The organism is Nitrospirota bacterium (assembly GCA_040752355.1).
In the GTDB taxonomy this organism is placed as follows: domain Bacteria; phylum Nitrospirota; class Thermodesulfovibrionia; order Thermodesulfovibrionales; family Dissulfurispiraceae; genus JBFMCP01.
In genome coordinates, this window is record JBFMHE010000006.1 from 61,277 (window position 1) to 87,061 (window position 25,785).

Here is a 25,785-nt window from a genome sequence, read left to right on the forward strand (position 1 = left end):
ATGAAATTCAAGCGCAGCCTGAGTACAGCACCGGTCTTTTTCATTTTCTCTCTCCTGGCAGCGATAATCATCTCTGTCTCCTCGTCAGCGCACGGAGCCGCCGTCTCGAGCAACAGCTCTATCATCAACTGGGAAAGCCTCTCTTACAAGACAAGCGAGGGCATGTCGCTGCATTTCCCGGCCAGGAGCAGCACCTCGTTTGCAGCGGCGTTCAGCTCGTCGTCGTTCGCCGATGACTTTCATTCTTCTGACGGCTGGGGCAGCACGTCCGCCCTGGCGAGTATCGTCTCCCCATCGGGCTCGGCCATAGGAAGCGCCTTTACCAACCCGAGGACCCTCTTCGCCTCTGCAACCGCTTCATCCGCATTCGGCAGCCCGTTCCAGTCCGACGCAGCAGCGCTCCGCTCCGCAGGGTTCAGCGTGTCGGGGAGCGGAGACCTGACGGTGAGCGTCGGCTACAGTTTATCGCAGAGCCTGAGCACTTCGCTCTTCCGCGAGTTTGCAGAGGGCTTCGCCTTCGCAGGGCTCCTCCTGTACTATGACGATAACTCGGCGGTGGCAGCCGACACCGATGTCATTCTGAACTCCATCCTCGACGGCGACTCGCTCTTCGCCTCCCGCACCGGAACCCTGAGCGCCACGTTATTCTTCAATGACGGACAGGGCGGGTTCTTCGACGTGCTCGGCTCCGGCCATTCCGCCGTTGCTCCTGTCCCCGAGCCCTCCACCGTCATTCTCCTGGGTGCGGGGCTGGCAGGCATGGGGCTTTTACGGAAGCGGTTCAAACGCAGCGCCTAGAGATAAGCCTAGAGATAAGGAGGATGGCATGATACCGGTTACTGCTCCGTTAAGGAGAGCGCCGGGGGTTGCTCTGACCCTGGCGGCGCTCTTCCTTATCGCACTTCCCTCATTGCTCCAGGCATACACCTGCGAGCGCATCATCACTGCTGACGTGGTCGCCATCAACCAGTCTATCCCCCTCAACAGGTTCGGCGCGATCAGTCCCGACGGGATGATCTTCGCCCTGAAGCGGGATGTGGTCATGAGCAGCGGAGGCGCTTCGCTGCGGCCGGATAAGCGACCGCGTCCGCTCGTGCTGCGCATGAATGCCGGGGACTGCCTCCGGATCACCTTTACGAATCTCCTCGACGGCGTCCAGGGAGACCAGCCTGCGACACGGGCGGCCTCGATCCATGTAAACGGCCTGCAGCTCGTCAATTCGATCACGGATGACGGCTCCAATGTCGGGACCAATCCGAGCAGTCTCGTCATGCCCGGCGACACCGCCGTCTATACGCTCTACGCTGAAAAGGAAGGCACGCACCTTCTCTACAGCACCGGCGCCATGACCGGCGGCGAGGGCAACAGCGGCTCGCTCGCCTTCGGCCTCTTCGGCGCGGTGAACGTACAGCCGAAGGGAGCCGAATGGTATCGCAGCCAGCTCACAAGGGCCGAGATTGATATGGCTGCCGACCGGGACAAGAACGGCACGGTCGACTATGACGAACAGACTGCCGATGGGCACCCGCTGATCGATTACGACGCGAAGTATCCTGCAGGTTATGCCTATAAGGAGGGACAGCCGGTCATAAGGATACTGAACGACTACAACGAGATCGTCCATTCAGACCTGACCGCTATCATCACCGGCCCGTACCGCGGCCCGTTCCCTGCAGGCACCTACAAGCCCAACCCGGCATATCCGGACAGGGACCAGCCGTTCCGCGAGTTCACCATCCTGTTCCACGACGAGATCGGCGCGGTTCAGGCATTCCCCGAGTTCAATGATCCTGTCCTGGGTTTCACCCTGCACGGGATAAGGGACATGTTCGGCATCAACTACGGGGCTGCGGGGCTCGGCTCGATGCTGCTCGCCAACAGGAAGGGCGTGGGCCCGAACAGGAACTGCGCCGAGTGCGCCTATGAGGATATGAGCTTCCTCTCGTGGGCGAACGGCGATCCGGCGATGGTAGTCGACAATCCCGCCAATACGGGGCTGCAGGCGACGAAGGCGCTCTATCCCGACGACCCCTCGAATGTCTACCACAGCTACATCGCCGACCATACGAAGTTCCGGATACTCCATGCAGGCAAAGAACACCACATCTTCCATCTCCACAACCACCAGTGGCTCTTCAACCCCGATGACGACAACTCCACTTATCTCGACAGCCAGGCAATAGGGCCGGGCTCGTCCTACAACCTCGAGATCGCCTACAACGGCGGCGGCAACCGCAACCAGTCGTACGCCGATTCGATCTTCCACTGCCACTTCTACCCGCACTTCGCGAGCGGCATGTGGTCGCTGTGGCGCGTGCATGACGTCTTTGAAAACGGCACGATACTCGATGCCGACGGCAGGCCCGCGCCGAAATCTCGGGCGCTCCCCGACGGCGAGATACTGGCGGGCTCGCCGATCCCCGGTCTCGTGCCGCTCCCGGGACTGCCCATGGCGCCCATGCCGGCGAACGTGCAGCTCGTCGCAGCGGACATTACCGGCGACGGCATACCGGATTCGAGCCAGATCGACCTGAACGACGACGGGATACCGGATTTCAGACAGGTGCAGGATGTCACTATAGCAAAGAACCCCGGGTACCCGTTTCACATGCCTGCCGTCGCAGGCCATGAGCCGCCCGAGCCGCCCTTGAGCAAGCTCTTCGACGGCGGGTTCCCAAGGCATGTAATGGCTGCAGGAGTGCAGGTGGCGGTCACCAACAGGTTCGAGATTACCAGTGAGCTCCACAATGCGACTGCCTACCGCCTCCCCGAGGCAGGGACGCATGTCGAGAAGACCACCATCGACTTCCATGCGACAAGATTCCACCCGACCTTCACGCCCGAAGGCGCGCCTGCGCAGTTCGAGACTAACGGACGTCCCGCCGTGCGTGGCGCGCCGTTCGCCGACCCCTGCAAGCTCGACAACGGCACGCCGGTGGCGGTCAACCGCACCTACAAGGGAGCGGTCATCGATCCCGATGTGAAGATCAACAAGGCGGGCTGGCATTTCCCCCAATCGCACATCGTCGCCCTGTGGGAGGATGTAGCGCCTCTCATGTCAGGGGCAAAAGCGCCCGAGCCGTTCATCTTCCGCACCAACTCCGAGGATTGCATAGAGTTCCACCACACCAATCTCACGGCGCACGAAGAGGAAGCCAACGCTTTTCAGATCAGGCACAACACAGTGATGATCGGCCAGCACATCCACCTGGTCAAATTCGATGTCCAGGCCTCCAACGGCGGCTCGACCGGCTACAACTATGAGGATTCGAGCATGAGTCCCGAAGCGGTTCGCCACCACATCCATGCCGTCAATGAAACCGGGGGCATCATCAATGAGGATGGAACCCGGACACCGCTGGTCGCGCAGCCGCATCCCTTCTTCAAAGATGTGCCCGGCGTGGACGCGCTCGGCGCACAGACAACGGTCTATCGCTGGTATGCGGACTCCCTTTTGAACAACCAGGGAGTGGACAGGACATTGGGCAATGTCTTCACCCATGACCACATGACGCCTTCGACCAACCAGCATACCGGTCTCTACGGCATGTTCATCGTCGAGCCCAAAGGATCGAGCTGGCGCAACCCGGAGACCGGAGCATTCTTCGGCACACGCGCCGACGGAGGCCCGACGAGCTGGAGGGCCGATATCCTCACCGCCAACCCGCGGGACAGCTTCCGCGAGTTTGTTTTCATGTTCCAGGACTTCCAGCTCGCGTTCCTCAAAGGCGCGTGCGTTGCGCCGGGAGACCCTTCGTGCCTCGACGTGCTCAAGGCGGTAAATCCTCCGGGCAAGGTGGAAGTAGGCCTGCCGTTCCTGCTCGCGCCGCCTGACGTCTGCCCCGGCGGAGTGGAGCCCCCCTGCCCTGAAGCCATCTCGGCGGACGACCCCGGGACCTTCTCGGTGAACTTCCGGAACGAGCCCATCGCCCTTCGCGTGCGCGATCCTCAAACCAACAAGCAGGCTGCGGGGCTCAAGGGAGACCTGGCGTATGCCTTTGCTTCGCGCACCGACCGCGCAGACCCGGCATTCAACATGCAGCCCGCGTTTTATCCGCCGCTTACTGCGGATGTGCGGCCGAGCGACCCCTTCACCCCGATGATGAGGGTCTATGAGAACGACCGGGTGAGGATCAGGATACAGGTCGGCGCGCAGGAAGAGGGACATATCTTTTCGATGCACGGCGTCAAGTGGCTGCAGGAGTTCGCGAGCCCGAACTCTGGCTACCGGAACGCCCAGATGATGGGGATATCCGAACAGTTCATCCTCGATGTGCCGATCAACCCGAATCGTACACAACTGGGAGTTGCAACAGACTACCTCTACACAACCAATGCAGCGGTCGACGGCTACTGGAACGGCACATGGGGCCTGATGCGCGCCTACTCGACCCTGAGGGGCGATCTCAGACCGCTGCCGAGCAACCCGGTCGGGCCGCTGGGCCTCAACATCCTCAACATCGCGAGCTTTCCGGGCATGTGTCCTTCGACCGCGCCGCTCAAGAAGTTCGACGTCACCGCAGTCACCGCACAGAATGCGCTGCCGGGCGGGACCCTGATATACAACTCCCGCACGGAAAACGGCGGTCCGCTGAACGACCCGACCGCGCTGCTCTATGTGAGGACAGCGGACCTCGACGCCTACGGCAAGCTCAAGGCGAACGTCCCGGTCGAGCCCCTTATACTGAGGGCCAATGCAGGCGATTGCATCGAAGTAACGCTCAGGAACAAGTTGCCCGTGCAGTTGCCCGATCCCGGCGATCCGGATACGTGGGGCTTCAGCACCCTTCCGATGATCGTGAACAACTTCAATTCAAATGAGCTGAGGCCGTCGAGCCATGTGGGGCTCCACCCGCAGCTCGTGGCCTATGATGTAACAAAGAGCGACGGGGCCAACGTAGGGATCAATGTCGCCCAGACCGTTGCGCCGAACGGCACGAGGACGTACCGCTGGTATGCAGGAGACATCAAGTTCAACAGCGCAACCCGCCTGCTCTCCGCAATCCCTGCCGAATTCGGGGCGACGAATCTCATCTCTTCCGACAGGATCAAGCACAGCAACAAGGGGGCTATCGGGGCGCTGGTCATCGAGCCGAAAGGCGCAAGCGTGATCGAGGATTACGGGACCCGCGCCGCGGCAACGGTGAAAAAGCCCGACGGCAGCTCGTTCCGGGAATTCGTCCTCCTCTTCCAGGACGATGTGAACCTGAGGTTCGGCAGCGATGCCTTCGGGTTCGCTGCAGGCGACGCCGTGCCCAACACTGCCGAGGCCGAAGACCCGGAGGATTCGGGACAGAAGGCCCTCAATTACCGCACCGAGCCGTTCTGGTTCCGCCTCGGGTTTGCGCCGGACACTCCTTTGATGATGACCCGCGAAGAGGACTTCAGCAACGTCCTCTCCAATGACCTGATCGGCGGCGACCCCGAGACACCGGTCTTCACCGCGAAGAAGGGAGCGCCGACGCGGTTCCGCATACTCCAGCCCGGCGGGCATGCGCGCAACCATGTCTTCACCCTGCACGGCCATACATGGCAGCGGCAGCCTTACCAGAACAATTCAACGGTGATAGGCGACAGGCCGCTTTCGTTCCTGATGAGCGCGCAGGAGGGTCATGGGCCGGCCAACCACTTCGACGTCGTCCCGCAGCACGGGGCCGGCGGCAATTTCAACGTAAAAGGCGACTACCTCTACCGCGACAATGCGTCGTTTTTCCTCGACGGCGGCATGTGGGGTCTGTTCAGGGTAACCGAGTAAAAGCGTTATTACCACAGAGGACACAGAGTGTACAGAGAAAAAATTCTCGAAGAAAATAATGATTTCTCTCCATGCCTCCGTGTCCTCTGTGGTTCAAGAGCACATTAATCCGGAAGGGAGGAGCTTCTGCAAGGTGAGAAACAATAGCGTCGTTTTCATTATTCTTTTCTGCCTCTTCGCATGTATAGCCGCCGACTCATTTGCTGACAGCGACGGGGTCAGGATAGAGTTCTCGGCAATACCGCTCAATGCCGGAGAGCTTCGTGAAGGTGGCCATGCGACCATGCGCTTCAGGATTACGAACACCGGGACCGGCGAGCCCTTGACTTCGCTGAGGCCGATGGTATGGATCGACCGCACGAATGGACCGGGCGAAAGGAGCGCCGGCAGTCTCGCCTGTGAAGACAGGGTCGGCGCACACCTTCAGCGGCGGCTGGGCGCCCGTCCCGATATCGACCTGGGCGGCTACTTCATCCTCACGATGAACAGCGACGCCTCCCTCTCCGTCATAGACCCGATGAACGGCGTCAAGGGCATCACGCAGCTCTATGCAATGGTCACCCTCGATGCGCCCGGCGAAGACTGGGCTGCGGACAGCGACAGGGGGAAGCTCTTCGTCACCATGCCGTCGGTCCGCAAAGTCGCGGTCGTGGATACGGGAACATTCAAGGTGCTCAAAAATATCGACGCAGGGAGCGCACCTGGCCGCATCGCCCTGCAGCCTGACGGAGCATATGTGTGGATCGGCAATAACGCAGGAGATAGAGATGAAAGCGGTGTCGTGGCAATCGATGCGGAAAGGCTCACTGTTGCCGCCCGCATTCCGACCGGCGCAGGACATCATGACATGGCGTTCTCCGAAAACAGTCGCTATGTCTTCGTCACGAGCGACAAGGACAGGACCGTCTCGGTCATCGATACGCAGTTATTAAGAAAGATAAAAGACATCGAGACCGGAGGGGTACCTGTCGCCATAGCCTTTTCTCAGGCAAGCGGAGCGGTCTATGCCGCCAGCGAAGATGATGGCGTCATCACGGTCATCGATGCTCAGAGACACGAGATCACCGCGCGGTTCGGAACAGCGCCCGGAATCGCTGCGCTGCGCTTCAGTCCCGACGGACGCTGGGGTTTTGCAGTGAATGCGAAGAAGGACCTCGTACATATCATCGATGCGATGAGCAACAGGGCAGTCCATTCAGTAGGGACCGGGGCTGCTCCGTATCAGGTAGCATTTACCGGCAAGGCCGCCTATATCCGCTCGCAAGGGACCGGGGACATCACGCTTATTCACCTGTCTGACCTGGACACGAACGCCCCGCGCGCCGCTCTCAGGATACCGATCGGGCAGAGCGCTCCGCAGGCATCTCCCTCTTATTCACTCGCCCCTGCCCTCTTCCCTGCGCCTGAAGGAGACGTCATGCTGATCACCAATCCTGCCGACACGCTCACGTATTACTACCGGGAAGACATGCAGGCGCCCATGGGAACCTTCAAGAACTACGGCCGATCGCCCAGGGCGGTAAGGGTGGTGGACAGGGGCCTCCGGGAAAAAGGCGACGGTACTTACACGGCCGGAATAAGGCTCCCGGAAAGCGGCGCCTACCAGGTCGCCTTTTTCATCGATACCCCAAAGGTTGTCGAATGCTTTGAGCTCACCGTACCTCCCGGTCACCGGCTGTCGAACAAGCACGATAAAGGGCTTCTCAAGGTAGAGTTCCTCACCAGGGAGACGAAAATACGCCCCGGCGAAAAGGTCGGGCTGCAGTTCAGACTGACGGATGCCGTGAGCAATGAACCGAAGGACGGCGTCGGCGACCTCATTGTCCTTGCATCCCTTGCGTCGGGCCAGTGGCAGCAGCGGTACCAGGCAAAGCCCGTGGGCGGAGGCATTTACGAAACGCAGCTCAGTCTCCCCCGTCAAGGCGTGTATTACGTATTCTTATCGAGCCCTTCATTAAAAGCAGGATTCAACCGCATGGAGCATCTGGTGCTGCAGGCAGCAGATAAATGAAACGGCAGGAGTTTTGAGAGGTTCAGAAAAAGGAGAAAGCACATGAGAACGAAAACAAGAGCGCTCATCACGCTGCTGGTCGGACTGCTTATCGTCATGGCCGGCCCGCCGTCCTACGCCGTATTGAAGGCGGTAGGGCCTGTCTCGCAAAGTACGGGGTTCTTCCCGGCGTGGTACTCTGATCGCAACAACGACGCGTTCGAGCTCTGTCTGCCGTCTCCGGGCCCCGAGCTCCAGAACGGGTACTGTCTGCTGCTCCCCGCAGATATTCCCGATCCGAATGCGCCCGTATCGTTCCCGAACAACTTCCCTGAAGAGGCGTTCTGGTGGTCGGCCGGCGCCACGATCGACCTGGGCAACGGCAATTCGGCAGACCTGGTACTGGCGCTCGAAGCGGCGTTCCTCAACGGGGCGCCGGCGGCAGGAGACCAGGTGAGCTTCGGCAGGGTCCGCATCCGGATCGATACTGACGCGGTCGGGACTTACACCGTAACTCATCCTTTCGGCGTCGAAACCTTTACCGTCACCGCCGAGGAGGCGGGCAACCGCGCCATCAACTTTACCAGGGATATCGGCATCACTACGCCCGGAGACTTCACCGGCGCGCTCATCAGCGATATCGGCCCCTTCCTCAAAGCGTCGGCAGCGCCGGGCGGAGCTCCGCTTCCCTACGTAGAGCTCATTCCCGGAAAGTTCTATGTCGCCGATCCCAACACGCCTACAAATGTTACCGGCAGCCCCTTCAATACGAATTTCTTCCGCGTCGAGGGCCCCGCAGGATTCGCTGCCGTGGAGACGACCGACTTCAATCTGCAGGGGAGAGTGTTCAGGGGCACTCCGGTAACGATCGACCGCGCAACCTACCGCAGGACAGGCGGCAACATCATAGTCGATGCATGGGCGAACTCTCTCAGCGGAGCTTCACTTGCAGCAGGTCTTGTCGGCAGCCCCCAGGCTTCAATGCAAGGGAGCAACGAGAGCTTTTTCGGCAGCTTCACCGCTTCGTTACTGCCGTCATTGATTGAAGTGACGGCGTCGATGACAGGCAGGCTCACCTCTACCGTCCAGAGCTCCTTAAGCGATGTCGTTTCCATCTCTCAGGCCGACTTCGACAGCGGCTCAGGGGTGCTGACGATAGCGGCAGCGTCGAGCGATCAGAACGTTGCCACACTGATTGTCGAGAGCATCGGCGCTGTTTCAAACGGCGGCGCCGCGACCTTCACGCTCCCGATTCCGCCTTCAAGCGTTACCGTCACCTCACCCCAAGGAGGGTCTGATACCGAGCCGGTCACGATCGTGGCAGGGGCTTCAGGGAATATTCCACCCGTTGCAACGGCTGACGCTTATTCGGTCAATGCAAACGCAACCCTTACCGTAGCGGCTCCGGGCGTGCTCGGCAACGATACCGATCCCGACAACAACCTTCCGCTTACCGCCGTCCTGGTGACCGGCCCTTCAAACGGTTCGTTGACGCTGAATGCCAACGGCTCCTTCACGTACGCGCCGAATCTCAATTTTGCGGGAACGGACAGCTTCACCTACAACGCGCGCGACAGCCTCGGCGCATTGTCCCCTGCGGCAACCGTGACGATCACGGTCAACCAGGTGGTAAACACTCCGCCGACGGCGGCGAACGATGCGTATATCGTCAACGCAAATACTGTGCTGAATGTCCCGGCTCCCGGAGTGCTCGGCAACGATAGCGACCCTGACGGGAACCTGCCGCTCACCGCAGTTCTGGTAACCGGCGTGTCCAACGGCTCGCTGACCCTGAATGCCAACGGTTCGTTTACGTACACCCCCACTGCAGGCTTCAGCGGCACCGACAGCTTTACCTACCGCGCACAGGACAGCCTCGGCGCCCTGTCAGCGCTCGCGGCGACGGTGACGATAACCGTCAATGCCCCTGAATCCATCGCCATCACAAGGGCCGAATTCAGGATTACCGGGAGCGAGTGGAGAGTTGAAGGGACCAGCGCGCCTCTGGGCGTGGGAACCGGCAACACCATCACGATCTATCTCGGTCCCACCGTGGGAGGCCCGGTGATCGGTACAGCCACCGTGCTGGCCGACGGCACATGGATACTCAGGCAGACAGGGATCAACCCCGGCAGTATCCGCACCGTGAGCGCTCAATCGAGCAGCGGCGCCCGATCGGAAGGGTTCCCGTTACGGGTACGGTTCTAAACGATTCCGGGCCTGCAGGTCCCAGGAGATCTGCATAAAAAGGTGGAGGGGACTGTCCCAATTTACGGACCGCAGCGGAGCGGAGGTCGTAGAATAGGGACTGTCCCCGGCTCTTGGCAAGACGAGTGGACACAGCCCATCATGAAAGGAGATGAAACGACATGAGGAAAATGATCTTACTTCTGGCGATAGCACTGGCGATAGTCCCTTGTACCGCATGGGCTGCGCTGACAACGCTGACGTTTGATGAAGCACCGTTTCAGCCGGCAGATGGTCTGACTGTTCAAGGAGTTACTTTCGGCTTTCAGTCGGCAAACCCATCTCCGTCAGCAAACTACAATGTTCCCGTCCCTTTCCCCTTGACCTACATTCAAAACGCTGCCCTGGTAGGAGATGGTGACGGCGTGCTGACGCTTGATTTTGCCGCCAATCCTACACCGACGCTCCGGTTCGGCGTTGCACAGACTTCTCTGGAGGCATTGACCCCCGGCTTCAGCGTTATACTCTTCGACCCGAACCTCCTGGAGCTCAGCACCATCGACGTCAACACAAGCCCGCTCCTGAGCTTTTCAGAGGGCCTATTTGACTATTCAGGAGCACTGGTAGGGTTCGCCGCTATCAGATTCGCCATAGGTGAACAAGGCGAATTCGCTCTCGACAATCTCACCTACGGGACGCCGGACAATGTAGTTCCCGAGCCCTCTACCTTCCTGCTCCTCGGTGCAGGTATCGCAGGGGTAATCGTGATGAGAAGAAAGCTGAAAGTGAATTAGCACGGTCCGCCCATCTCTGAACCGGGAAACGGGGGGAGGGCATCTTCTTTCAGGAGGAGCCCTCCCCTTCGCTTACCAATACTTTATTCGGCGAGGGGGCATTCGACGGCTTGCGCCTCTGGAAGCCCGTGCTGTCAGTAGAACGCCTTGAGGGTCGCCTCGAGTTTTTCTCGATGGAGGGGCTGCTTGACGAGAGGCCCGTCCTTGAGCATCGGCAGCTTCTCCTCGAAGGGCTGCCGGTCGTTCCTGTAGATCACGCCGAGGGGAATGCGGTCTCCCCATTCGAGGGCCTTTGCAAAGGCCTGTGCCCTGTCCCCGGGGTTGTAATCGGGGCTGAGGTGATACGCCCGCTCTCTATACCACTGGAAGGTGTTGAGCTTGTTGAACGTGACGCAGGGCTGCAGGATATCGACGAGCGCGAAGCCGTTATGCCGGACCGCTTCCTTCACCATGCTCTTCAGGTGTTCGGTGTCTCCCGCAAAGCTCCGTGCCACAAAGCTGCAGTCGAGGGCGACAGCGAGAGCGACCGGGTTGAGCTGCTCCGAAAGAATGCCGAAGGGCTGATTCTTCGTCACCATCCCTTCCATACTCGTGGGCGACCCCTGCCCCTTGGTGAGCCCGTAGATCTGGTTGTCGTGCACGAAGAGCTTGACGCCGATATTCCGCCGCAGCGCGTGCAGGAAGTGGTTCCCGCCCTCGCCGTAGCAGTCGCCGTCGCCCGCAACGGCGAAGACATGCAGGTCATGGTTCGCGAGCTTCATCGCCTGCGCCGTGGGCAGCGTCCTGCCATGGAGCGTATTGAAGGTATTGCAGTTCAGGTAGTGGGGGAACTTGCCTGCCTGCCCGATACCCGAGACGATGACGAACTGGTGCGGCTCCATCCCCAGCTCTACCATCGCCTCCTTGAAGGTCTTGAGAATCGGAAAGTTGCCGCAGCCCGGACACCACGCCGGGGTGCGGCCTTTATACTCTTGCAGGGTGGACATGCAGTTCTCCTATGAGGTCTTCTATAGTGAACGGTCTGCCGTCGTAACGGTTGATCTTCTCCTTGAATTCGTACCCCGTCTCCATCTTCATGAGGAGCGCGAACTGGCCGAGGGCGTTCTGCTCGATGCAGACGGCGCGGCGGGCGTTGCGCAGCACGCTGAGATAATCGAAGGCGTCGGTCGTCGGAAACGGAGCGATCTCGCTGAAGTGGAGCATGGCGATATCGATCTCCTTTGCGAGCAGGTCCACCGTCTCCCGCATCACCCCGTACATCGAGCCCCAGCCCACGAGCACCAGCTCGGGATGAGCGCTGCCGTAGAAGAGCGGCGGCGCGATCTCCTGCCTGATGAGCGGCAGCTTCTTGAGCATCCGCTTCTGCACCATCCTGATCCTGGTCTCCGCGTCCTCCACGATATGCCCCTCCTCGTCATGCTCATCGCTGTCTACGGAGACGACATGCCGCGCGTCTCCGGGCACGGCCAGGGGAGATACGCCGGTCTCGGTATACGCGAACCGCTTGTACTCCGCACGCTTGGCGAACTCTTCACCGCGCAGCCGGTAATCGACATACCCTATCTTCCCGAGGTCGAAGCCGTCGAAGGTCCACTGCGAGTCCGCGAGGTACTGGTCCGTAAGGATGATCACCGGGATCTGGTATTTCTCCGCCAGGTCGAAGGCCTTGCCGGCCAGGGAGAAGGCCTGCTCCGGCGTGCCCGGCGCAAGCAGCACGCGGGGGAACTCGCCGTGTCCGGCATGCAGGGCAAAGAGCAGCTCGCCCTGCTCGGTCCTCGTCGGGAAGCCTGTTGCAGGCCCCGGCCGCTGCCCCAGGGCGATCACCACCGGCATCTCGATCATCCCGGCCAGGGATACCCCCTCGACCATGAGCGCGAAGCCGCCGCCCGAGGTGCCGGTCATCGACCGCACTCCTGCATAGGACGCCCCGAGCGCCATATTGATCGCCGCGATCTCGTCCTCGGCCTGTTCGACGATGATGCCGTACTCTTTCTGTTTGCCGGTAATGTAGGTCATGATCCCTGTCGAAGGGGTCATGGGATACGCTGAATAGAACTTGCATCCCGCGGCGATGGCGCCGAACCCGAGCGCGTCGTTCCCCGCCACCAGCATCTTCGGCCGGGAACGGGGCGCTGCGGAAAAGGAGCAGGCGGGACACTCTCTCACCGCAAAGTCGTGGCCTGCCTGGGCGGACTTGATGTTCGCCTCGATGACGCTCGACCCCTTTTTCTCGAAGACCTCTCCGATGATCTCCTTGAGGATATCGAGCTCGATGCCGAGCATGCCGAGCACCGCTCCGGTAGCGACGGTATTTTCCATGATCTTGCTGCCGCCGTGCTCGACAGCGAGCCTGACGAACGGAATGTCCAGGAACTGCGGCCCCTCGTAGGTCCGCTTGAGGGTGGCCGAGTCGTAGATGATCAGACCGTTCTCCACCAGCTCCTTCCCGTGGAAGACCACGCTGTCGTTATCGAGAGCGATGACGATGTCGATGGCGTTCCGCACCGCGGTTACGGGCGCGTCGCTGAAGCGTATGAGATAGAAATTATGGCCCCCCCTGATGCGCGACTCGTAATCCTGGTGGGTCAGGACATGATAGCCGCTCCGGGAAAAGACCCGGGAGAGCGAATCGCCTATGGTCTGTATCCCCTGCCCGGCCTCGCCGCCTATCTTTATAGAATAATCCATGATCGCCTCCGTGCGGTCCCCTCTCCATTTTTATAAAAAGTATAAATCATGCAAGAAGACCCCGCAACCCCCCTGCCCGGTGTGCTAAGCACTCTAATTTTCGATAGCACGCCGGGATGAATGGCTTTATACTATAAGTAAATTGCACCTTTGCCTTCCATCCGGACCTCAACGCTGCTTACCAGGAGAGCCTATGCACAATATTCCGCCTGCACAGAACATTCTGATCGTCGATGAGCACGATAACTGTATCGGCGAGGAGGACAAGGAGCGCTGCCACGACGGCGACGGCATCCTCCACCGCGGGTTCCTCGCCATGCTCTTCACAGACAGGGGAGAGCTCGTTCTCGCCCGCAGGAGCGCTCGGAAGCGGCTCTGGCCCGGCTTCTGGGACGGGACCGTCGCGAGCCATGTGCTCAGGGGGGAAGATTATCTGCTGGCATCGCGGCGCCGGCTGATCGAAGAAACAGGCCTCGTCGCCGACAGCATACGGTACCTGTTCAAATTCCGGTACAAGGCAGGATACAGGGATGCGGGCACCGAGCACGAGATCTGCGCCGTCACCCTCGTCACCGACATCGACGAGGAGCAGCTGCTTCCGGACAGCAGCGAGATTGCCGAGCTCAGGACGATCGATCCGCGCAGCATCGTTATCGATCGTGCGAGCGAAGAATACACCCCGTGGCTTATCTTGGCCCTCGACCATATGCGGCAGCAGCGGCAGGTCTGGCCTGTTGCCGCACCCTGAGCCCGCCCGGGCCGGAGGCCGTGCAACAGGAGGAACTATTTCTTGATCTGCGCCTTCCGGTATTCGATATAGGCGTCCTTTATGGCCACATAAGGCTCGAGGGCCGCTTCCTTCAGGTCTTCATATTCGCCGAGCTGCAGCGATGTCCTGTTGACCTGATCGTAGGAACGGACAGCGAGCTGCGACTCGAAAGGAGTAATGTAGGTGACCGGGTTCAGAAAGCCGTCGCCTACCCGTCCTACGGTGTCCCTCAGCGTCGACGGTCCGAGGAACGGCCACACGATATAGATGCCGCCGCCCACCCCGTAGGCGCCGAAGGTCTGGCCCAGGTCCTCTTCCTGCGGGTTGATATCATAGTGCATCTTGGCGACATCGAAGAGACCGGCGATGCCGATGGTCGAGTTGATGCCGAAGCGGGCGAGCTCGTTGCCTGCTGCCTTGGGCTTGCCCTGCAGAAGGGAGTTGACGAAGCGTATCGGCATGGTGATGTTATCGAAAAAGTTCCTGACCGAGACACGGGCCTGCTCGGGGACGACGGCATTGTACCCGCGGGAGACCGGTTTCAACACCCAGAAGTAGAGACGGTCATTGAAGTGGTACATCAGGCGGTTCCACGGCTCGAGGGGATCGGCAATGGCCGCCTCCTCTACCGCTTCCTCTTCAAACAGATCGTCGCCGAGCCCGTCCGCCGGGGTCTCGACCCCTTTGATCGCCTCGCCCGCAGGGGTCTGCGCCGGTGAGGCACAAGGCACGAGCAGCACGACCGCAATACACACCGCCCCGAAAACGTTCTTCACACGCATATTCCCTCTCCTCTTACAAGGTTCATATGAAATCGTAAAGAGTATACCATCATTATCGCGGAAAATTGAAAGACCATGAGCGTCGAGAGCTCCCCGCCCCGCAAGGGCGCCCGGTCACTTCCCGCTGCCCCGGGCAAGCCTCTCGATCCTGTTCCTGAGCGTCTCCATGAGGCCCTCGAATCCTTTCTTCTTAAGAATGCTTACGAATTGGGAACGCGTCAGGGCGAGCTGGCTCACTCCTTCGATGCGGATATCGGCAATCCGCCATCCTCCCTCCAGCTTCCGGAGCTGATAGTGGAACGCCACCTCGTCCTTTCCCGGCTTGTCCGGTACGCCGAGCCTGCTCACCACCGTCACGGTGCCGCGGAGCGGCTCTGCTGCCGAGACGATGGTGAAGGTCTCGCCGGCATACTCGTCGAACCGTCCGGCATAGGTGGCGATGGTCCAGTCGGTATAGGCCTTCAGATACCGCTGCCGCTGCTCCTCGCTGAAGGTCGCCCAGTATCTCCCCGCGGCAGCACGTGCCGTGTACGAGAGGGCGAAGGAGTCCCTGATTACCGGCGCGAGGAGCTCGTAGCGTCCCCGGTAGCCGAGCCGGTCACCGCCCTTCATCGACTTCAGGAGGGCCTCGTTGAACTGTTTGATCACCGATGCCGGATCGGCCTGCTGGGCCGCTGCCTGAAGCGGCAGCAGCACGAGCGCGGAGACAGCGGCGAGGACGAGCGCTGCCGTCGCTCCTATCGGGCTCTTCTTTCGCTCCCTTCGATTCATAACGCTATCTCTCCTTGGCTCTGTCCGGTGCCGGCATTGAGCAGTGATGCGTTTCTGCTATCATTATTAATAATACCCCGAAAGCTTCTTTTGTTAAACGGATAATCCGCGCTTGGTACGCGCCGCCTGGCAGAGCGGCGGCAGGCAGCGACGCGTGGCTCCCTAAACAACGGCAATGCTCGACCGATACAGGGAACATTCATTGCGGCTCCTCGAGTGGTGGATCGCACTCATGCAGCGCCGCGCTGCGGCGGTCCTCGCCATCGCCGCGCTCGTCACTGCCGGGGCGATCTATTATTCCTCAGCGAACTTCAGGATAACGGTCGATGTCAACCAGATGATCGCCGAAGATCTCCCTTTCCGGAAGCTCGAAAGGGACCTCGAGCGGGCGCTCCCGAAACATACCGATACGATCGTCGTGGTGATCGAGGCGCCTCTGCCTGAGCGTGCTGTTCAGGCGCGGGAGCGGCTGGCCTCCCATCTGAGAGAGAAGCAGCAGCTCTTCAAGGATGTCTACGAGCCGGGAGGCGGCCCCTTCTTCGAGAGGAACGGTCTCCTGTACCTCGATACAGGAGCCCTGCAGGAGACAGCCGACCATCTCGCTGCAGCGCAACCGCTCCTCGCCCTGCTCCTGGAAGATCCGAGCCTGCACGGCTTCTTCTCGGTGCTCGAGACCGCGGTGAGCCGGTCAGAGGAGGTCGAGCTTCCTGAAGAGACCCTCGGCAGCCTCTTCGACCGGATGAGTGCGGCGTTCGAGGGCGTGATGAGCAGTCGTCCTTACTCCCTGTCCTGGCAGGAGCTCATGCTCGGTGAAAGGGCCGCGGTCGAGCAGCGCCGCCAATTCATCATTCTCCAGCCCCGCCTCGACCTGGCGAGTCTCACCGCAGGCGCGGAGCCCCTCGAAGCCATCCGGCGCGCGGCGCACGAGCTCCGCCTCGACGGGAGCCGGGGCGTAACAGTGCGCATAACCGGCGATGTCGCCCTGTCGTACGAGAATCTCATGACGGTCGAACGGAGCGTAGGAGGCGCCTCCTTTCTCTCCCTCGTCCTCGCGGGCACTATACTGGCGATAGGCCTCAAGGGCTCGGGGCGCCTGATACTCGCAAGCCTCGCGACGCTCATCTCTGGCCTCATCTGCACCATGGGGTTCGCCATCGCAGCGGTCGGCAGCCTGAATCTCATCTCCATAACCTTCGCAGTGCTCTTTATCGGGCTGGGCATCGACTACAGCTACCAGTTCTGCCTCCGCTACCGGGAGCTCATCCAGGCGGGAGTGGAGAACAGACAGGCGATCGCCACCACTGCACGGGGAGTCGGGATGAGCCTCCTGCTCGCGTCCCTCACGACCGCTATCGGTTTTTATTCGTTCATCCCGACCTCGTATGCCGGCGCTTCGGAGCTGGGGCTCATATCCGGCACCGGCATGTTCATCAGTTTCCTTGCAAACTTCACGATCCTGCCGGCGATACTCACCCTTCTGCCCGTGAGGCGGGGAAAGCATGCCGAGAGAGAGGGAGCACCCCTGCCCCTCGAGGAGAAGGTGATGATGCTGCCCTACCGGCACACCGGGGCCGTCATCATAGGGGCGCTCGTTATCGGAGCAGGGGCCGCTGCCCTGCTGCCCCGCCTCTCCTTCGACTATAATCCGTTGAATCTCTATAACCCGGCGTCGGAATCCGTGACAACAGCAAAGGCGCTCTTTAAAGATCCCGCAACAGCGCCCTGGACCGCCTCGGTCCTCGTGGAAGGAGCGGAGGAGACCCGGGAGCTGGCCCGACGTCTGGAGCGGCTCGACGAAGTCGGATCGGCGGTCACCGTTTTCGATTTCGTGCCCGATAACCAGTCCGAAAAGCTCGGCGTCATCGCCGACATGGCGCTCTTCATGCCGCCGGTTCCCGAAGGGATCGCGATCCGGCACCGGGGCTATGCCGAAACCCTCGAAGCTCTCGCGTCGTTTGAGGAGGCGTTGAGGCATCTCTCTTCTTCCTCCCCTCAGCTCGCACCGAGCGCCCGACGGCTGCTCGAGCGCATAGACCGGTTCAAGGCCTTTGCGAAGAATACGCCGCAGGGAGAACAGGCCTTTACCGCGCTCTCGGATCGGCTGCTCTCCACACTGCCTATGCTCCTCTCCAGGCTCGACCGCTCGCTCCAGGCTGCCGAGGTCTCTCTGAATGACCTCCCCCGGGAGCTGGTGGATCGCTCCGTGACCGCAGACGGACGGTACCGGATCCAGGTCTTCCCTCGGGGAGACCTTACGGATATCCGGGCACTTCAACGCTTTGTGGCTGCGGTGCAGACCGTTGCTCCCGGGGCTACCGGCTCCCCGGTCACCATCCTGGAGTCGGGCCGCGTAGTCGTTGCATCCTTTCGTCAGGCATCCCTCTACGCCCTGCTGGCTATTACGGCGTTCCTGCTCATCCAAATGCGGAGTGTCACGGCGACGCTGCTCATCCTCTCGCCGCTCGTGCTCGCGCTGCTCATGACCGCAGCGGCATCCGTCATTTTCAGCGTGCCGCTGAACTTCGCGAATGTCATCGTGGTGCCGCTCCTCCTCGGCATCGGCGTCACGAACGGCATACACTTCGTCCACCGTTACCGGACAGAGCCGCCTGCGGACGGCAACATGCTCAGGACGAGCACCTCGCGCGCCGTGCTCTTCAGCACGCTCGACACCGTCGCAAGCTTCGGCATCCTCGCCTTCCTGCCGCACCGGGGCATAGCGAGCCTCGGCATACTCCTCACCCTCTGCAACGCCTTCCTGGTGCTGAGCTCTCTCCTGCTCCTCCCCGCCCTGCTCAAGCTCTTCGGGAAAGGCCGTAATGCGTGATGAATAGATAGTCGTTATGCGGTTATGCGTCACGCATTACGGCATCTTCTGTTCTTCTTGCAAAAAAACAGGGGGTTGCTATAATTGGAATTATTGACGGGCAGGCTCGTATTTTACAGCTCCTTTAGGCAGTTATTTCCTGACTTCTCACCGACACCGTAATTCTCTTTGGAAGGTAACCAATGCGTACGTTGCTCCTCAACCCACCCTCGTATGGAGGGTTCGACGGCGGAGCAGGCTCACGGTACCAGGCGCGCCGCGAGATTCGCTCGTTCTGGTATCCCACCTGGCTCGCCTATCCGGCGGGACTTATTCCCGGGAGCCGCCTCATCGACGCGCCTCCGGAGGATATCGGTGTCGATGAAGTGGTCCGCCGGGCACGGGACTATGACCTGGTCGTCATGAACACGAGCACGCCGACGGTGATGAACGATGCGCGCACGGCCGAGCTGCTGAAAGAGCATTACCCGGGAATCGTCATCGGCCTCGTCGGCCCCCATACCATGGTGCTGCCCCGCGAGACGCTCGCGCTCTCGAAGGCCATCGACTTCGTAACCACCGGAGAGTTCGACTACGCGGTTGCCGAGATCGCGCAGGGCATCCCTTTCGACAAGGTAGCCGGGATCGCCTTCAGGGCAGGCGGCGGCATCCGCCGCACTCCCGGCAGGCCGCCGATCGAGGAGCTCGATGCGCTTCCCTTCGTGACCGAAGTGTACGCCCGCGACCTGGCGATCGACAACTACGCTATCGGCTACCTCAAGCACCCGTATATCTCTTTTTATACGGGCCGGGGATGCCGCTCCCGCTGCACCTACTGCCTCTGGCCCCAGACCATTGCGGGGCATGCCTATCGCGTGAGGAGCGCGGAGAACGTCCATGAAGAGCTCGTCACGGCGAAGCGGCTCTTCCCTCAGGTGAAAGAGTTCTTTTTCGACGACGACACCTTCACCGATACTCCCTCTCGAGCTGAAACGATAGCACAAAAAATAAAACCCCTCGGTATTGCGTGGTCGTGCAATGCGCGGGCCACGGTGCCGAAGGAGACGCTCAGGAAGATGAAAGAGGCCGGTCTGCGCCTGCTGGTGGTGGGGTTCGAGTCGGGCAACCAGAAGATATTGAACAACGTCAGGAAAGGCGTCCGCCTCGATCAGGCCCGCGCATTCGTCAAGGCGACAAAAGAGTTGGGCATCCTCGTTCACGGCACCTTCATTCTCGGCCTGCCCGGCGAGACCCCGGAGACCATGGAAGAGACGATGCGTTTCGCCCTCGAGCTCGACCCCTACAGCATCCAGGTCTCGCTCGTTGCACCCTATCCCGGCACCGAGCTCTACGCGCAGGCGGTGCGGGAGGGCTGGCTCGTACAGGAAGGCAGCGGCCTGGTAACGGACGGCATCCAGAACGCTGCGATCGCGTACAGCGGCCTGTCCCGTGAAACGATCTTCGAGACGGTCGAACGCTTCTACCGCCGCTTTTACCTCAGACCGCGCCCTATCCTCAGGATCGTGAAGGATATGCTCAGGGACCGGGATGAGTTCAGCCGCCGGGTCAGGGAGGGCAGAGAGTTCTTTTCCTTTATGGCCAAACGCAAAGAGGCGGTCCCGACACCATGATACCGCAGGAGATGCAGGCCGCCCCCGCTGCTGCAGGATATTCTTCCCCTGTACCAGGGAGACGCGGAATGCTCCGGCTGGTGCTCGAGGAAGGGGGACCCGGATTCTGCCAGTTCGCGATCACCGATGCCTGCAATGCGCGCTGCGCCTTCTGCAGCTTCGCCCGCGATGCGCTGTCCGTCGGGGAGCGCTCCTACGCAGCCCCCGAAGCCGCGGCTGCGGCGATCGATATCCTCAGCCGCAGGGGCATCCGCTACCTCGTGATCACGGGCGGCGAGCCGCTCCTCCATCCCCATCTCGAAGGGATCGTCGGGCATGCGGCAGTGCGGGGCATGAGGGTGCTGCTCGTCACCAACGGCGCGCTCCTCACCGAACAGCGCATACAGGCGCTCGCCGGGGCAGGACTCTCCGGCTTCATCATATCCATCGACGCAATGGATGAGGAGGCGCACGAAACAAACCGCGGGCTTCCGGGGGTCTGCCGGAAGATCGGCGAGGCGAACGGGCTCATCAAGAGGTGGAGGATGAGCTCTACTGCATCGGTGACGATGAGCCGCCTGGTGGACTATGACGCCGTCCCGGCGTTCCTCCGCTCCCTCGGCTTCTCTTCGGTCACCTTCTCCTATCCTCTCGAGCACCTGGCGTCGAGCTTCCGGGGGTACGCCCCTTCGGAGCTGGTGAGCTACCGTGACGATGAACTGATCGAGGCATTCGAGGCGGTGAAGCGTCTCAAGAAGCGCTTTGCCGTGGTGAACCCTACCCCCTCCCTCGAAGAGATGCAGCGCTTCGTCCGGAAGGAGCCGCAGCGCTACCCCTGCCTCGCGGGCTACAAATACTTCTACCTCGATTGGAACCTCGATCTCTGGCGCTGCCACAACGGGGGAAACCCGCTCTGCTCGGTCTTCGACTTCGACGGTTCCCAGTGTGTGCGCGACGGATGCACGCGGTGCATGATCGACTGCTATCGCGACTCGAGCGTTATGCACCAGGTCGGCATAGCGCTCCATGACGCGTATCTGTCGCTGAGGGCCTTCCGGCCGGGGGCAGCAGCGCAGGCGCTCCTGAACAGGAGCACGTTCGGGTCGCTCCGCGCCGTCATCGAGGAGTTTACATGGATACGGCGCCTGTAGCACGAAAGTATCTCGTAGTCGTTGCCGACGATCTCGGACGCTCGTCCCCGGTGAACCGCGCCATCGCCGCAGCGCATGACCGGGGCATCGTCACCGCAGCAAGCATCATGGCGGGCGGAGCGGCGTTCGAGGAGGCGGTCGATCTCGTCCGCAACCGGGAGACGCTCTCCGTCGGGCTCCATCTCACGCTCTGCGACGGCCGCGCCGTGCTGCCCCGTCGGAGGATTCCGGGCCTGGTCGATCCGGACGGCTGCTTCGAACGGAATCCGGCCGTAGCCTGGCTGCGCTGCCTGTATCGTGACACCGATGCACAGATCGAAGCAGAGATAGCTGCGCAATTCGACCGTCTCGAAGCGGCGGGCATCACGCCTGAGCATGTCGACAGCCACCATCATCTGCATATGCAGCCCCGCCTCTTCGCCCTCGTCTGCAGGCTGGCGGCAGAGCGCGGGGTGCGGTGGATCCGGATCCCGGCAGAGCCTGCATCGATGCTCTCGAAATGGAGGTCGCCCTCGCGCGGGATCATGCCCTTTCTCGAATGGGGCGCCTTCGCCATGCTCGCCCCCGGCAACGCACGGGCTGCCCGGAGGTACGGGCTCCGGAGCGCCTGCACCGTCTATGGTCTCTCCCGCACCGGCGCGGTCGACAAGGCGTACCTGTTCGCGGTCGTGAGGAGCATGTCCTCTTCTCCCTGCGAGCTCTTTGTCCATCCCGACGAGGCGACGCCCGGGGGCCGGAAGGAGCTCGAGGCGCTCATATCGCCGGAAGTCCGTCACCGCATCGATGCTGCCGGTATCGAGCTCGGCCATTATGAATCACTTTTCGGAGCGCTGCCTGCTTCCGTGGCAACAGGAAATCAATGGACCCAAAGGTGAAGACATTGATCGTCATTTTCTTCGCGGCGCTGAGCACCTCGATCGGCGAGGTCCTCCTCAGTTACGGCATGAGGAAGAGCGGACAGATCGACCTGGCGAACCCGTCACACCTGGTGACGCTCGTCCTTTCGGTAGTCCGCAATCCCTATATCTTCGCAGGGGTCGTCTTCACGGCTATCTTTTTCTTCCTTTATCTTACCGCCCTCTCCTGGGCGGACCTCAGCTTCGTCATGCCCCTTACGTCGCTCTCCTATCTCTTCGCCACGCTGATCGCCAAGTATCTGCTGGGAGAGGAGGTCTCGTGGTTCCGGTGGGCAGGGACCGCCGTCATCATCATCGGCATCACCCTGATCGCCCTCGACAACAAGCAGCGGACCGAGGTGAGCCGCCTGATAAAGCATCGCGACGCTCCTCCTGCTGCAGACGTAACGGCGACGCACCGCTCGCCCGGAAAGGAGGGAAATCTCTGATACGACGCCCTTCTTTTCTCCACTACACGCCTGATAACGGCAGCCGACAACGCCAGAGAGGTTTTCCCATGGGTATGCTCGCAAAGAGAAAGAGAAAGGAGCCCGTAGTCCGGCCGCTCATTCCGCCTGACATCGGCCGGCAGGCCCGGCGCAATCATCCTGCCGTCACCTTCCTCAAGCCGGGTCTCAGGGAGCTCATGAAGAGAGCAACGGAAGCGGTACAGAAGACTCGTTCCTACTACGTAAGGGAACAGCACCCGGACGGCTACTGGTGGTACGAGCTCGAATCCAACGTCACCATAACCGCCGAATACCTCATGCTCCTCCGCTTTCTCGGAGTCAGAAACGAGCACCGCGAGCAAAAGATGGCACGGCATGTCCTGAACCGGCAGCGGCCGGACGGCACCTGGTCCATTCACGCAGGCGGCAGGGGGGACCTCAGCACGACCATCGAGGCCTACTTCGCGCTGAAGCTCGCCGGCTATTCCGCCGACGACCCGCTCCTGCGCAAAGCGCGCTCGTTCATCCTCGATGCAGGAGGGGTCGAGGCGTCACGGGTCTTCACGAAGATATTCCTCGCCCTCTTCGGCCAGTTCGAATGGAAGGCGATCCCCTCCATTCCGGTCGAGCTCATACTGCTGCCCGGCTGGTTTCCGTTCAACATCTACAGCTTCTCGAGCTGGGCGCGCTCCACCATTGTGCCGCTCTCGGTCGTCCTGGAACAGAGGCCCGTAAAGCCGATTCCCGAAGCGAGCCAGGTGCGCGAGCTCTACCGCGATCAGCACCGGAGCCCTGCACTGGCGGCCCAGCGCTTTTCATCGTTCTCGTGGAAGGGGTTCTTCATCCTCCTCGACCGTGCCGTGAAGATGATGGAGCGCGCGCCGGTGAGACCCCTCCGGAGAAAGGCCTTGAGCGTGATCGAGCGATGGATACTCGACCACCAGGACCCGACAGGAGACTGGGGCGGCATACAGCCGGCGATGGTGAACGCCCTGCTCGCCCTCGCCGTCCTCGACTACGATCCCTCGCACGAGGCGGTCAGAAGAGGGCTCGAAGCGCTCGAGCGGTTCACTATCGATAAGGAGGACGAACTGGTGCTCCAGTCGTGCATATCGCCGGTATGGGATACGGCGCTCACCGGGCTGGCGCTCCTCTCTTCGGGCATGGAGCGGGATGACGCCGTGCTCATGCGCGCCTGCCGGTGGCTCGCCGCGCGCCAGATCGGGGAGAGAGGGGACTGGAGCATCAAGAGACCCGATCTCGAACCCGGCGGGTGGGCCTTCGAGTTCGACAACTGCCGGTACCCCGATGTCGACGACACCGCCGCGGTGCTCATGTTCCTCACCCGGTATGCGGATACTTCCGCCGTCGACCGGGAGGCGCTCGAGCGCGGGGTCCGGTGGCTCCTCGGCATGCAGGGGAAAGACGGCGGATGGGGCGCCTTCGATGCGGACAACACGATGCGCATACTCAACCAGCTGCCCTTCGGCGACCTGGAGGCGATGATCGACCCGAGCACCGCCGACCTCACCGGAAGGGTGCTCGAGCTCCTCGGCATGATAGGGTACCCTTCTTCGCACGCTGCGGTGCAGAGCGCGATAGCCTTTCTCAAGAGAGAGCAGGACGCCGACGGTTCGTGGTGGGGACGGTGGGGAGTCAACTACCTTTACGGGACGAGCACCGTGCTGGCTGGCCTCGCCTCGATCGGCGAAGACATGACGCAGCCCTATATCAGGAGGGCGGTCCGGTGGCTCAAGGCGAACCAGAATACCGACGGCGGGTGGGGAGAGTGCTGCGAGTCGTACGGCGATGCGACCCTCAAGTGCATCGGGTCGAGCACCCCTTCGCAGACCGCCTGGGCGCTCCTTGCGCTCATCGCTGCCGGCGAAGCCGCCTGCAATGAAGCGACCCGCGGCGTTCAGTACCTCCTCGACCGGCAGCGCGCCGACGGGACCTGGGAGGAGGAGCACTTTACCGGCACGGGATTCCCGAAGTATTTCATGATCCGCTACCACAATTACCGCAACTGCTTCCCGCTCATGGCGCTCGGGAAATTACTCTCCTTCTTCAAGGGGGGCACGGCCCCATGAGAGCGCTGGTGACCGGGGCAACGGGGTTCGTCGGCTTCCATGTGGCGAAGCTGCTCAGGGAGCAGGGCCTCGCCGTACGGGCGCTGGTGCGCAGGGGCAGCAGCGCCGTCCCGCTCGCGGCCCTGGGCGTCGAGCCCGTCATCGGCGACGTGCGGGACCTCCATTCACTGCAGCGTGCGGTGAAAGGATGCCGCTGCCTTTTTCATCTCGCTGCCGACTACCGGCTCTGGGTCCCTGATCCCGAAACGATGTACGATATCAACGTCGGCGGGACCCGGAACGCCCTCCAGGCCGCGTTCGTTGAGGGTGTCGAGCGGGTGGTCTATACGAGCACCGTGGGCGTGCTGAAGACGAGCGTCGACGGCAGCATTGCGAACGAGGAGCAGCGCATTCCGGCAGATGCCATGGTGGGCCATTACAAACGCTCGAAGCACCGCGCCGAAGAGGAGGTCTATCGCTTTATCGAGGCGGGTCTCCCGGCAGTGATCGTGAATCCGTCGACACCCATAGGCCCGATGGACCGCAAGCCCACGCCCACGGGAAAGATCATCGTCGACTTCCTCAACGGGAAGATCCCCGCCTACCTCGACACCGGGATGAACTTCGTCGATGTCGCGGATGTGGCTATGGGCCATTGGCTCGCGGCGTGCAGGGGAAGGATAGGCGAGCGCTATATCCTCGGCAACAGGAACCTTTCGCTCAGGGAGTTCTTCGAGATACTGGCGGGAGTGACGCGGCGGAGGGCCCCCCGCATACGGCTGCCCTATGTCCCGGTGCTCCTCGCCGCCTATGTGAGCGAGGCGCTGGCGAATACCGTTACCGGCAGGCACCCCGCGATCCCGCTGACCGGCGTAAAAATGGCGCGGCGCTATATGTATTTCGACTGCTCGAAAGCCGTGCAGGAACTGGACATGCCGCAGACGCCGGTCGAGCAGGCGGTCGAACGAGCGGTGGCCTGGTTCCGGGAAAACGGCTACGCGGGGATGGTCGTCAAGAGACGGAGCGCGGGATGATTCCCGCCGGAACCCGGTCCCCACGGAGACGCTT

17 protein-coding genes are annotated in these 25,785 nt (G+C 61.5%); 13 read left to right on the top strand and 4 right to left on the bottom strand.

The annotated features are described in order from the left end of the window. The 5 genes from AB1805_05955 to AB1805_05975 all read left to right on the top strand — a co-directional run bounded on the left by AB1805_05955 (nucleotide 1) and on the right by AB1805_05975 (nucleotide 10,726). Nucleotides 1-798 carry a PEP-CTERM sorting domain-containing protein gene (locus AB1805_05955; protein ID MEW5744963.1) on the top strand — a complete coding sequence of 266 codons (798 nt, stop codon included), beginning with the start codon at nucleotides 1-3 and terminating at the stop codon, nucleotides 796-798. Nucleotides 799-826: 28 nt separating this feature from the next. Beyond that, nucleotides 827-5,755: a copper oxidase gene (locus AB1805_05960; GenBank protein MEW5744964.1), complete on the top strand. Its 4,929-nt coding sequence runs from the start codon at nucleotides 827-829 to the stop codon at nucleotides 5,753-5,755. Nucleotides 5,756-5,888: 133 nt separating this feature from the next. Further along, on the top strand, nucleotides 5,889-7,766 hold the full coding sequence (locus AB1805_05965; GenBank protein ID MEW5744965.1) for a cytochrome D1 domain-containing protein: 1,878 nt from the start codon (nucleotides 5,889-5,891) through the stop codon (nucleotides 7,764-7,766). 42 nt (nucleotides 7,767-7,808) lie between these two features. Then, on the top strand, nucleotides 7,809-9,953 hold the full coding sequence (locus tag AB1805_05970; GenBank protein MEW5744966.1) for a cadherin-like domain-containing protein: 2,145 nt from the start codon (nucleotides 7,809-7,811) through the stop codon (nucleotides 9,951-9,953). 161 nt (nucleotides 9,954-10,114) lie between these two features. Continuing rightward, on the top strand, nucleotides 10,115-10,726 hold the full coding sequence (locus AB1805_05975; GenBank protein ID MEW5744967.1) for a PEP-CTERM sorting domain-containing protein: 612 nt from the start codon (nucleotides 10,115-10,117) through the stop codon (nucleotides 10,724-10,726). A 134-nt stretch (nucleotides 10,727-10,860) separates the two neighbouring features. Here AB1805_05975 and AB1805_05980 read toward each other — a convergent pair whose 3' ends face one another. Beyond that, a complete protein-coding gene (locus AB1805_05980; protein ID MEW5744968.1) occupies nucleotides 10,861-11,712 on the bottom strand; it encodes a 2-oxoacid:ferredoxin oxidoreductase subunit beta in 852 nt (283 codons plus the stop codon). Continuing rightward, nucleotides 11,690-13,414, bottom strand: coding sequence for a 2-oxoacid:acceptor oxidoreductase subunit alpha (locus tag AB1805_05985; GenBank protein MEW5744969.1), 1,725 nt, complete (start codon nucleotides 13,412-13,414; stop codon nucleotides 11,690-11,692). The genes AB1805_05980 and AB1805_05985 overlap by 23 nt, the downstream gene beginning before the upstream one ends. 193 nt (nucleotides 13,415-13,607) lie before the next feature. Here AB1805_05985 and AB1805_05990 point away from each other — a divergent pair, with 193 nt between their 5' ends. Beyond that, nucleotides 13,608-14,162, top strand: a complete 555-nt coding sequence (locus AB1805_05990) for an NUDIX domain-containing protein (protein MEW5744970.1) — start codon at nucleotides 13,608-13,610, stop codon at nucleotides 14,160-14,162. A 35-nt stretch (nucleotides 14,163-14,197) separates the two neighbouring features. Here the strand turns inward: AB1805_05990 and AB1805_05995 are convergent, their stop codons facing one another. Continuing rightward, entirely contained in the window at nucleotides 14,198-14,965 is a 768-nt protein-coding gene (locus tag AB1805_05995; protein ID MEW5744971.1) for a VacJ family lipoprotein, read from the bottom strand. Nucleotides 14,966-15,079: 114 nt separating this feature from the next. After that, entirely contained in the window at nucleotides 15,080-15,736 is a 657-nt protein-coding gene (locus AB1805_06000; GenBank protein MEW5744972.1) for an ABC transporter substrate-binding protein, read from the bottom strand. Nucleotides 15,737-15,911: 175 nt separating this feature from the next. Here AB1805_06000 and AB1805_06005 point away from each other — a divergent pair, with 175 nt between their 5' ends. From AB1805_06005 to hpnA, 7 genes are all read left to right on the top strand, one after another. Then, nucleotides 15,912-18,563: an MMPL family transporter gene (locus AB1805_06005; GenBank protein ID MEW5744973.1), complete on the top strand. Its 2,652-nt coding sequence runs from the start codon at nucleotides 15,912-15,914 to the stop codon at nucleotides 18,561-18,563. 182 nt (nucleotides 18,564-18,745) lie between these two features. Further along, nucleotides 18,746-20,173 (top strand): hopanoid biosynthesis associated radical SAM protein HpnJ, encoded by a 1,428-nt coding sequence (gene hpnJ / locus AB1805_06010; protein MEW5744974.1) that lies wholly within the window; start codon nucleotides 18,746-18,748, stop codon nucleotides 20,171-20,173. A 68-nt stretch (nucleotides 20,174-20,241) separates the two neighbouring features. Beyond that, nucleotides 20,242-21,303: a radical SAM protein gene (locus AB1805_06015; GenBank protein ID MEW5744975.1), complete on the top strand. Its 1,062-nt coding sequence runs from the start codon at nucleotides 20,242-20,244 to the stop codon at nucleotides 21,301-21,303. After that, nucleotides 21,285-22,178, top strand: coding sequence for a ChbG/HpnK family deacetylase (locus AB1805_06020; GenBank protein MEW5744976.1), 894 nt, complete (start codon nucleotides 21,285-21,287; stop codon nucleotides 22,176-22,178). Before AB1805_06015 ends, AB1805_06020 begins: the two co-directional genes overlap by 19 nt. Beyond that, nucleotides 22,163-22,648: a DMT family transporter gene (locus tag AB1805_06025; protein ID MEW5744977.1), complete on the top strand. Its 486-nt coding sequence runs from the start codon at nucleotides 22,163-22,165 to the stop codon at nucleotides 22,646-22,648. Before AB1805_06020 ends, AB1805_06025 begins: the two co-directional genes overlap by 16 nt. A 68-nt stretch (nucleotides 22,649-22,716) precedes the next feature. Beyond that, on the top strand, nucleotides 22,717-24,738 hold the full coding sequence (gene shc, locus AB1805_06030; protein ID MEW5744978.1) for a squalene--hopene cyclase: 2,022 nt from the start codon (nucleotides 22,717-22,719) through the stop codon (nucleotides 24,736-24,738). Then, a complete protein-coding gene (gene hpnA / locus AB1805_06035) occupies nucleotides 24,735-25,751 on the top strand; it encodes a hopanoid-associated sugar epimerase (GenBank protein MEW5744979.1) in 1,017 nt (338 codons plus the stop codon). Before shc ends, hpnA begins: the two co-directional genes overlap by 4 nt. The last annotated feature ends 34 nt before the right edge of the window (nucleotides 25,752-25,785 follow it).

Coding starts and splice junctions, on each gene's coding strand:
- AB1805_06015 (MEW5744975.1), top strand. CDS start 20,242: ATGCTCCGGCTGGTGCTCGAGGAAGGGGGACCCGGATTCTGCCAGTTC.
- AB1805_05975 (MEW5744967.1), top strand. CDS start 10,115: ATGAGGAAAATGATCTTACTTCTGGCGATAGCACTGGCGATAGTCCCT.
- hpnA (MEW5744979.1), top strand. CDS start 24,735: ATGAGAGCGCTGGTGACCGGGGCAACGGGGTTCGTCGGCTTCCATGTG.
- hpnJ (MEW5744974.1), top strand. CDS start 18,746: ATGCGTACGTTGCTCCTCAACCCACCCTCGTATGGAGGGTTCGACGGC.
- AB1805_06025 (MEW5744977.1), top strand. CDS start 22,163: ATGGACCCAAAGGTGAAGACATTGATCGTCATTTTCTTCGCGGCGCTG.
- AB1805_06005 (MEW5744973.1), top strand. CDS start 15,912: ATGCTCGACCGATACAGGGAACATTCATTGCGGCTCCTCGAGTGGTGG.
- shc (MEW5744978.1), top strand. CDS start 22,717: ATGGGTATGCTCGCAAAGAGAAAGAGAAAGGAGCCCGTAGTCCGGCCG.
- AB1805_05985 (MEW5744969.1), bottom strand. CDS start 13,414: ATGGATTATTCTATAAAGATAGGCGGCGAGGCCGGGCAGGGGATACAG.
- AB1805_06000 (MEW5744972.1), bottom strand. CDS start 15,736: ATGAATCGAAGGGAGCGAAAGAAGAGCCCGATAGGAGCGACGGCAGCG.
- AB1805_05990 (MEW5744970.1), top strand. CDS start 13,608: ATGCACAATATTCCGCCTGCACAGAACATTCTGATCGTCGATGAGCAC.
- AB1805_05970 (MEW5744966.1), top strand. CDS start 7,809: ATGAGAACGAAAACAAGAGCGCTCATCACGCTGCTGGTCGGACTGCTT.
- AB1805_05995 (MEW5744971.1), bottom strand. CDS start 14,965: ATGCGTGTGAAGAACGTTTTCGGGGCGGTGTGTATTGCGGTCGTGCTG.
- AB1805_06020 (MEW5744976.1), top strand. CDS start 21,285: ATGGATACGGCGCCTGTAGCACGAAAGTATCTCGTAGTCGTTGCCGAC.
- AB1805_05955 (MEW5744963.1), top strand. CDS start 1: ATGAAATTCAAGCGCAGCCTGAGTACAGCACCGGTCTTTTTCATTTTC.
- AB1805_05960 (MEW5744964.1), top strand. CDS start 827: ATGATACCGGTTACTGCTCCGTTAAGGAGAGCGCCGGGGGTTGCTCTG.
- AB1805_05980 (MEW5744968.1), bottom strand. CDS start 11,712: ATGTCCACCCTGCAAGAGTATAAAGGCCGCACCCCGGCGTGGTGTCCG.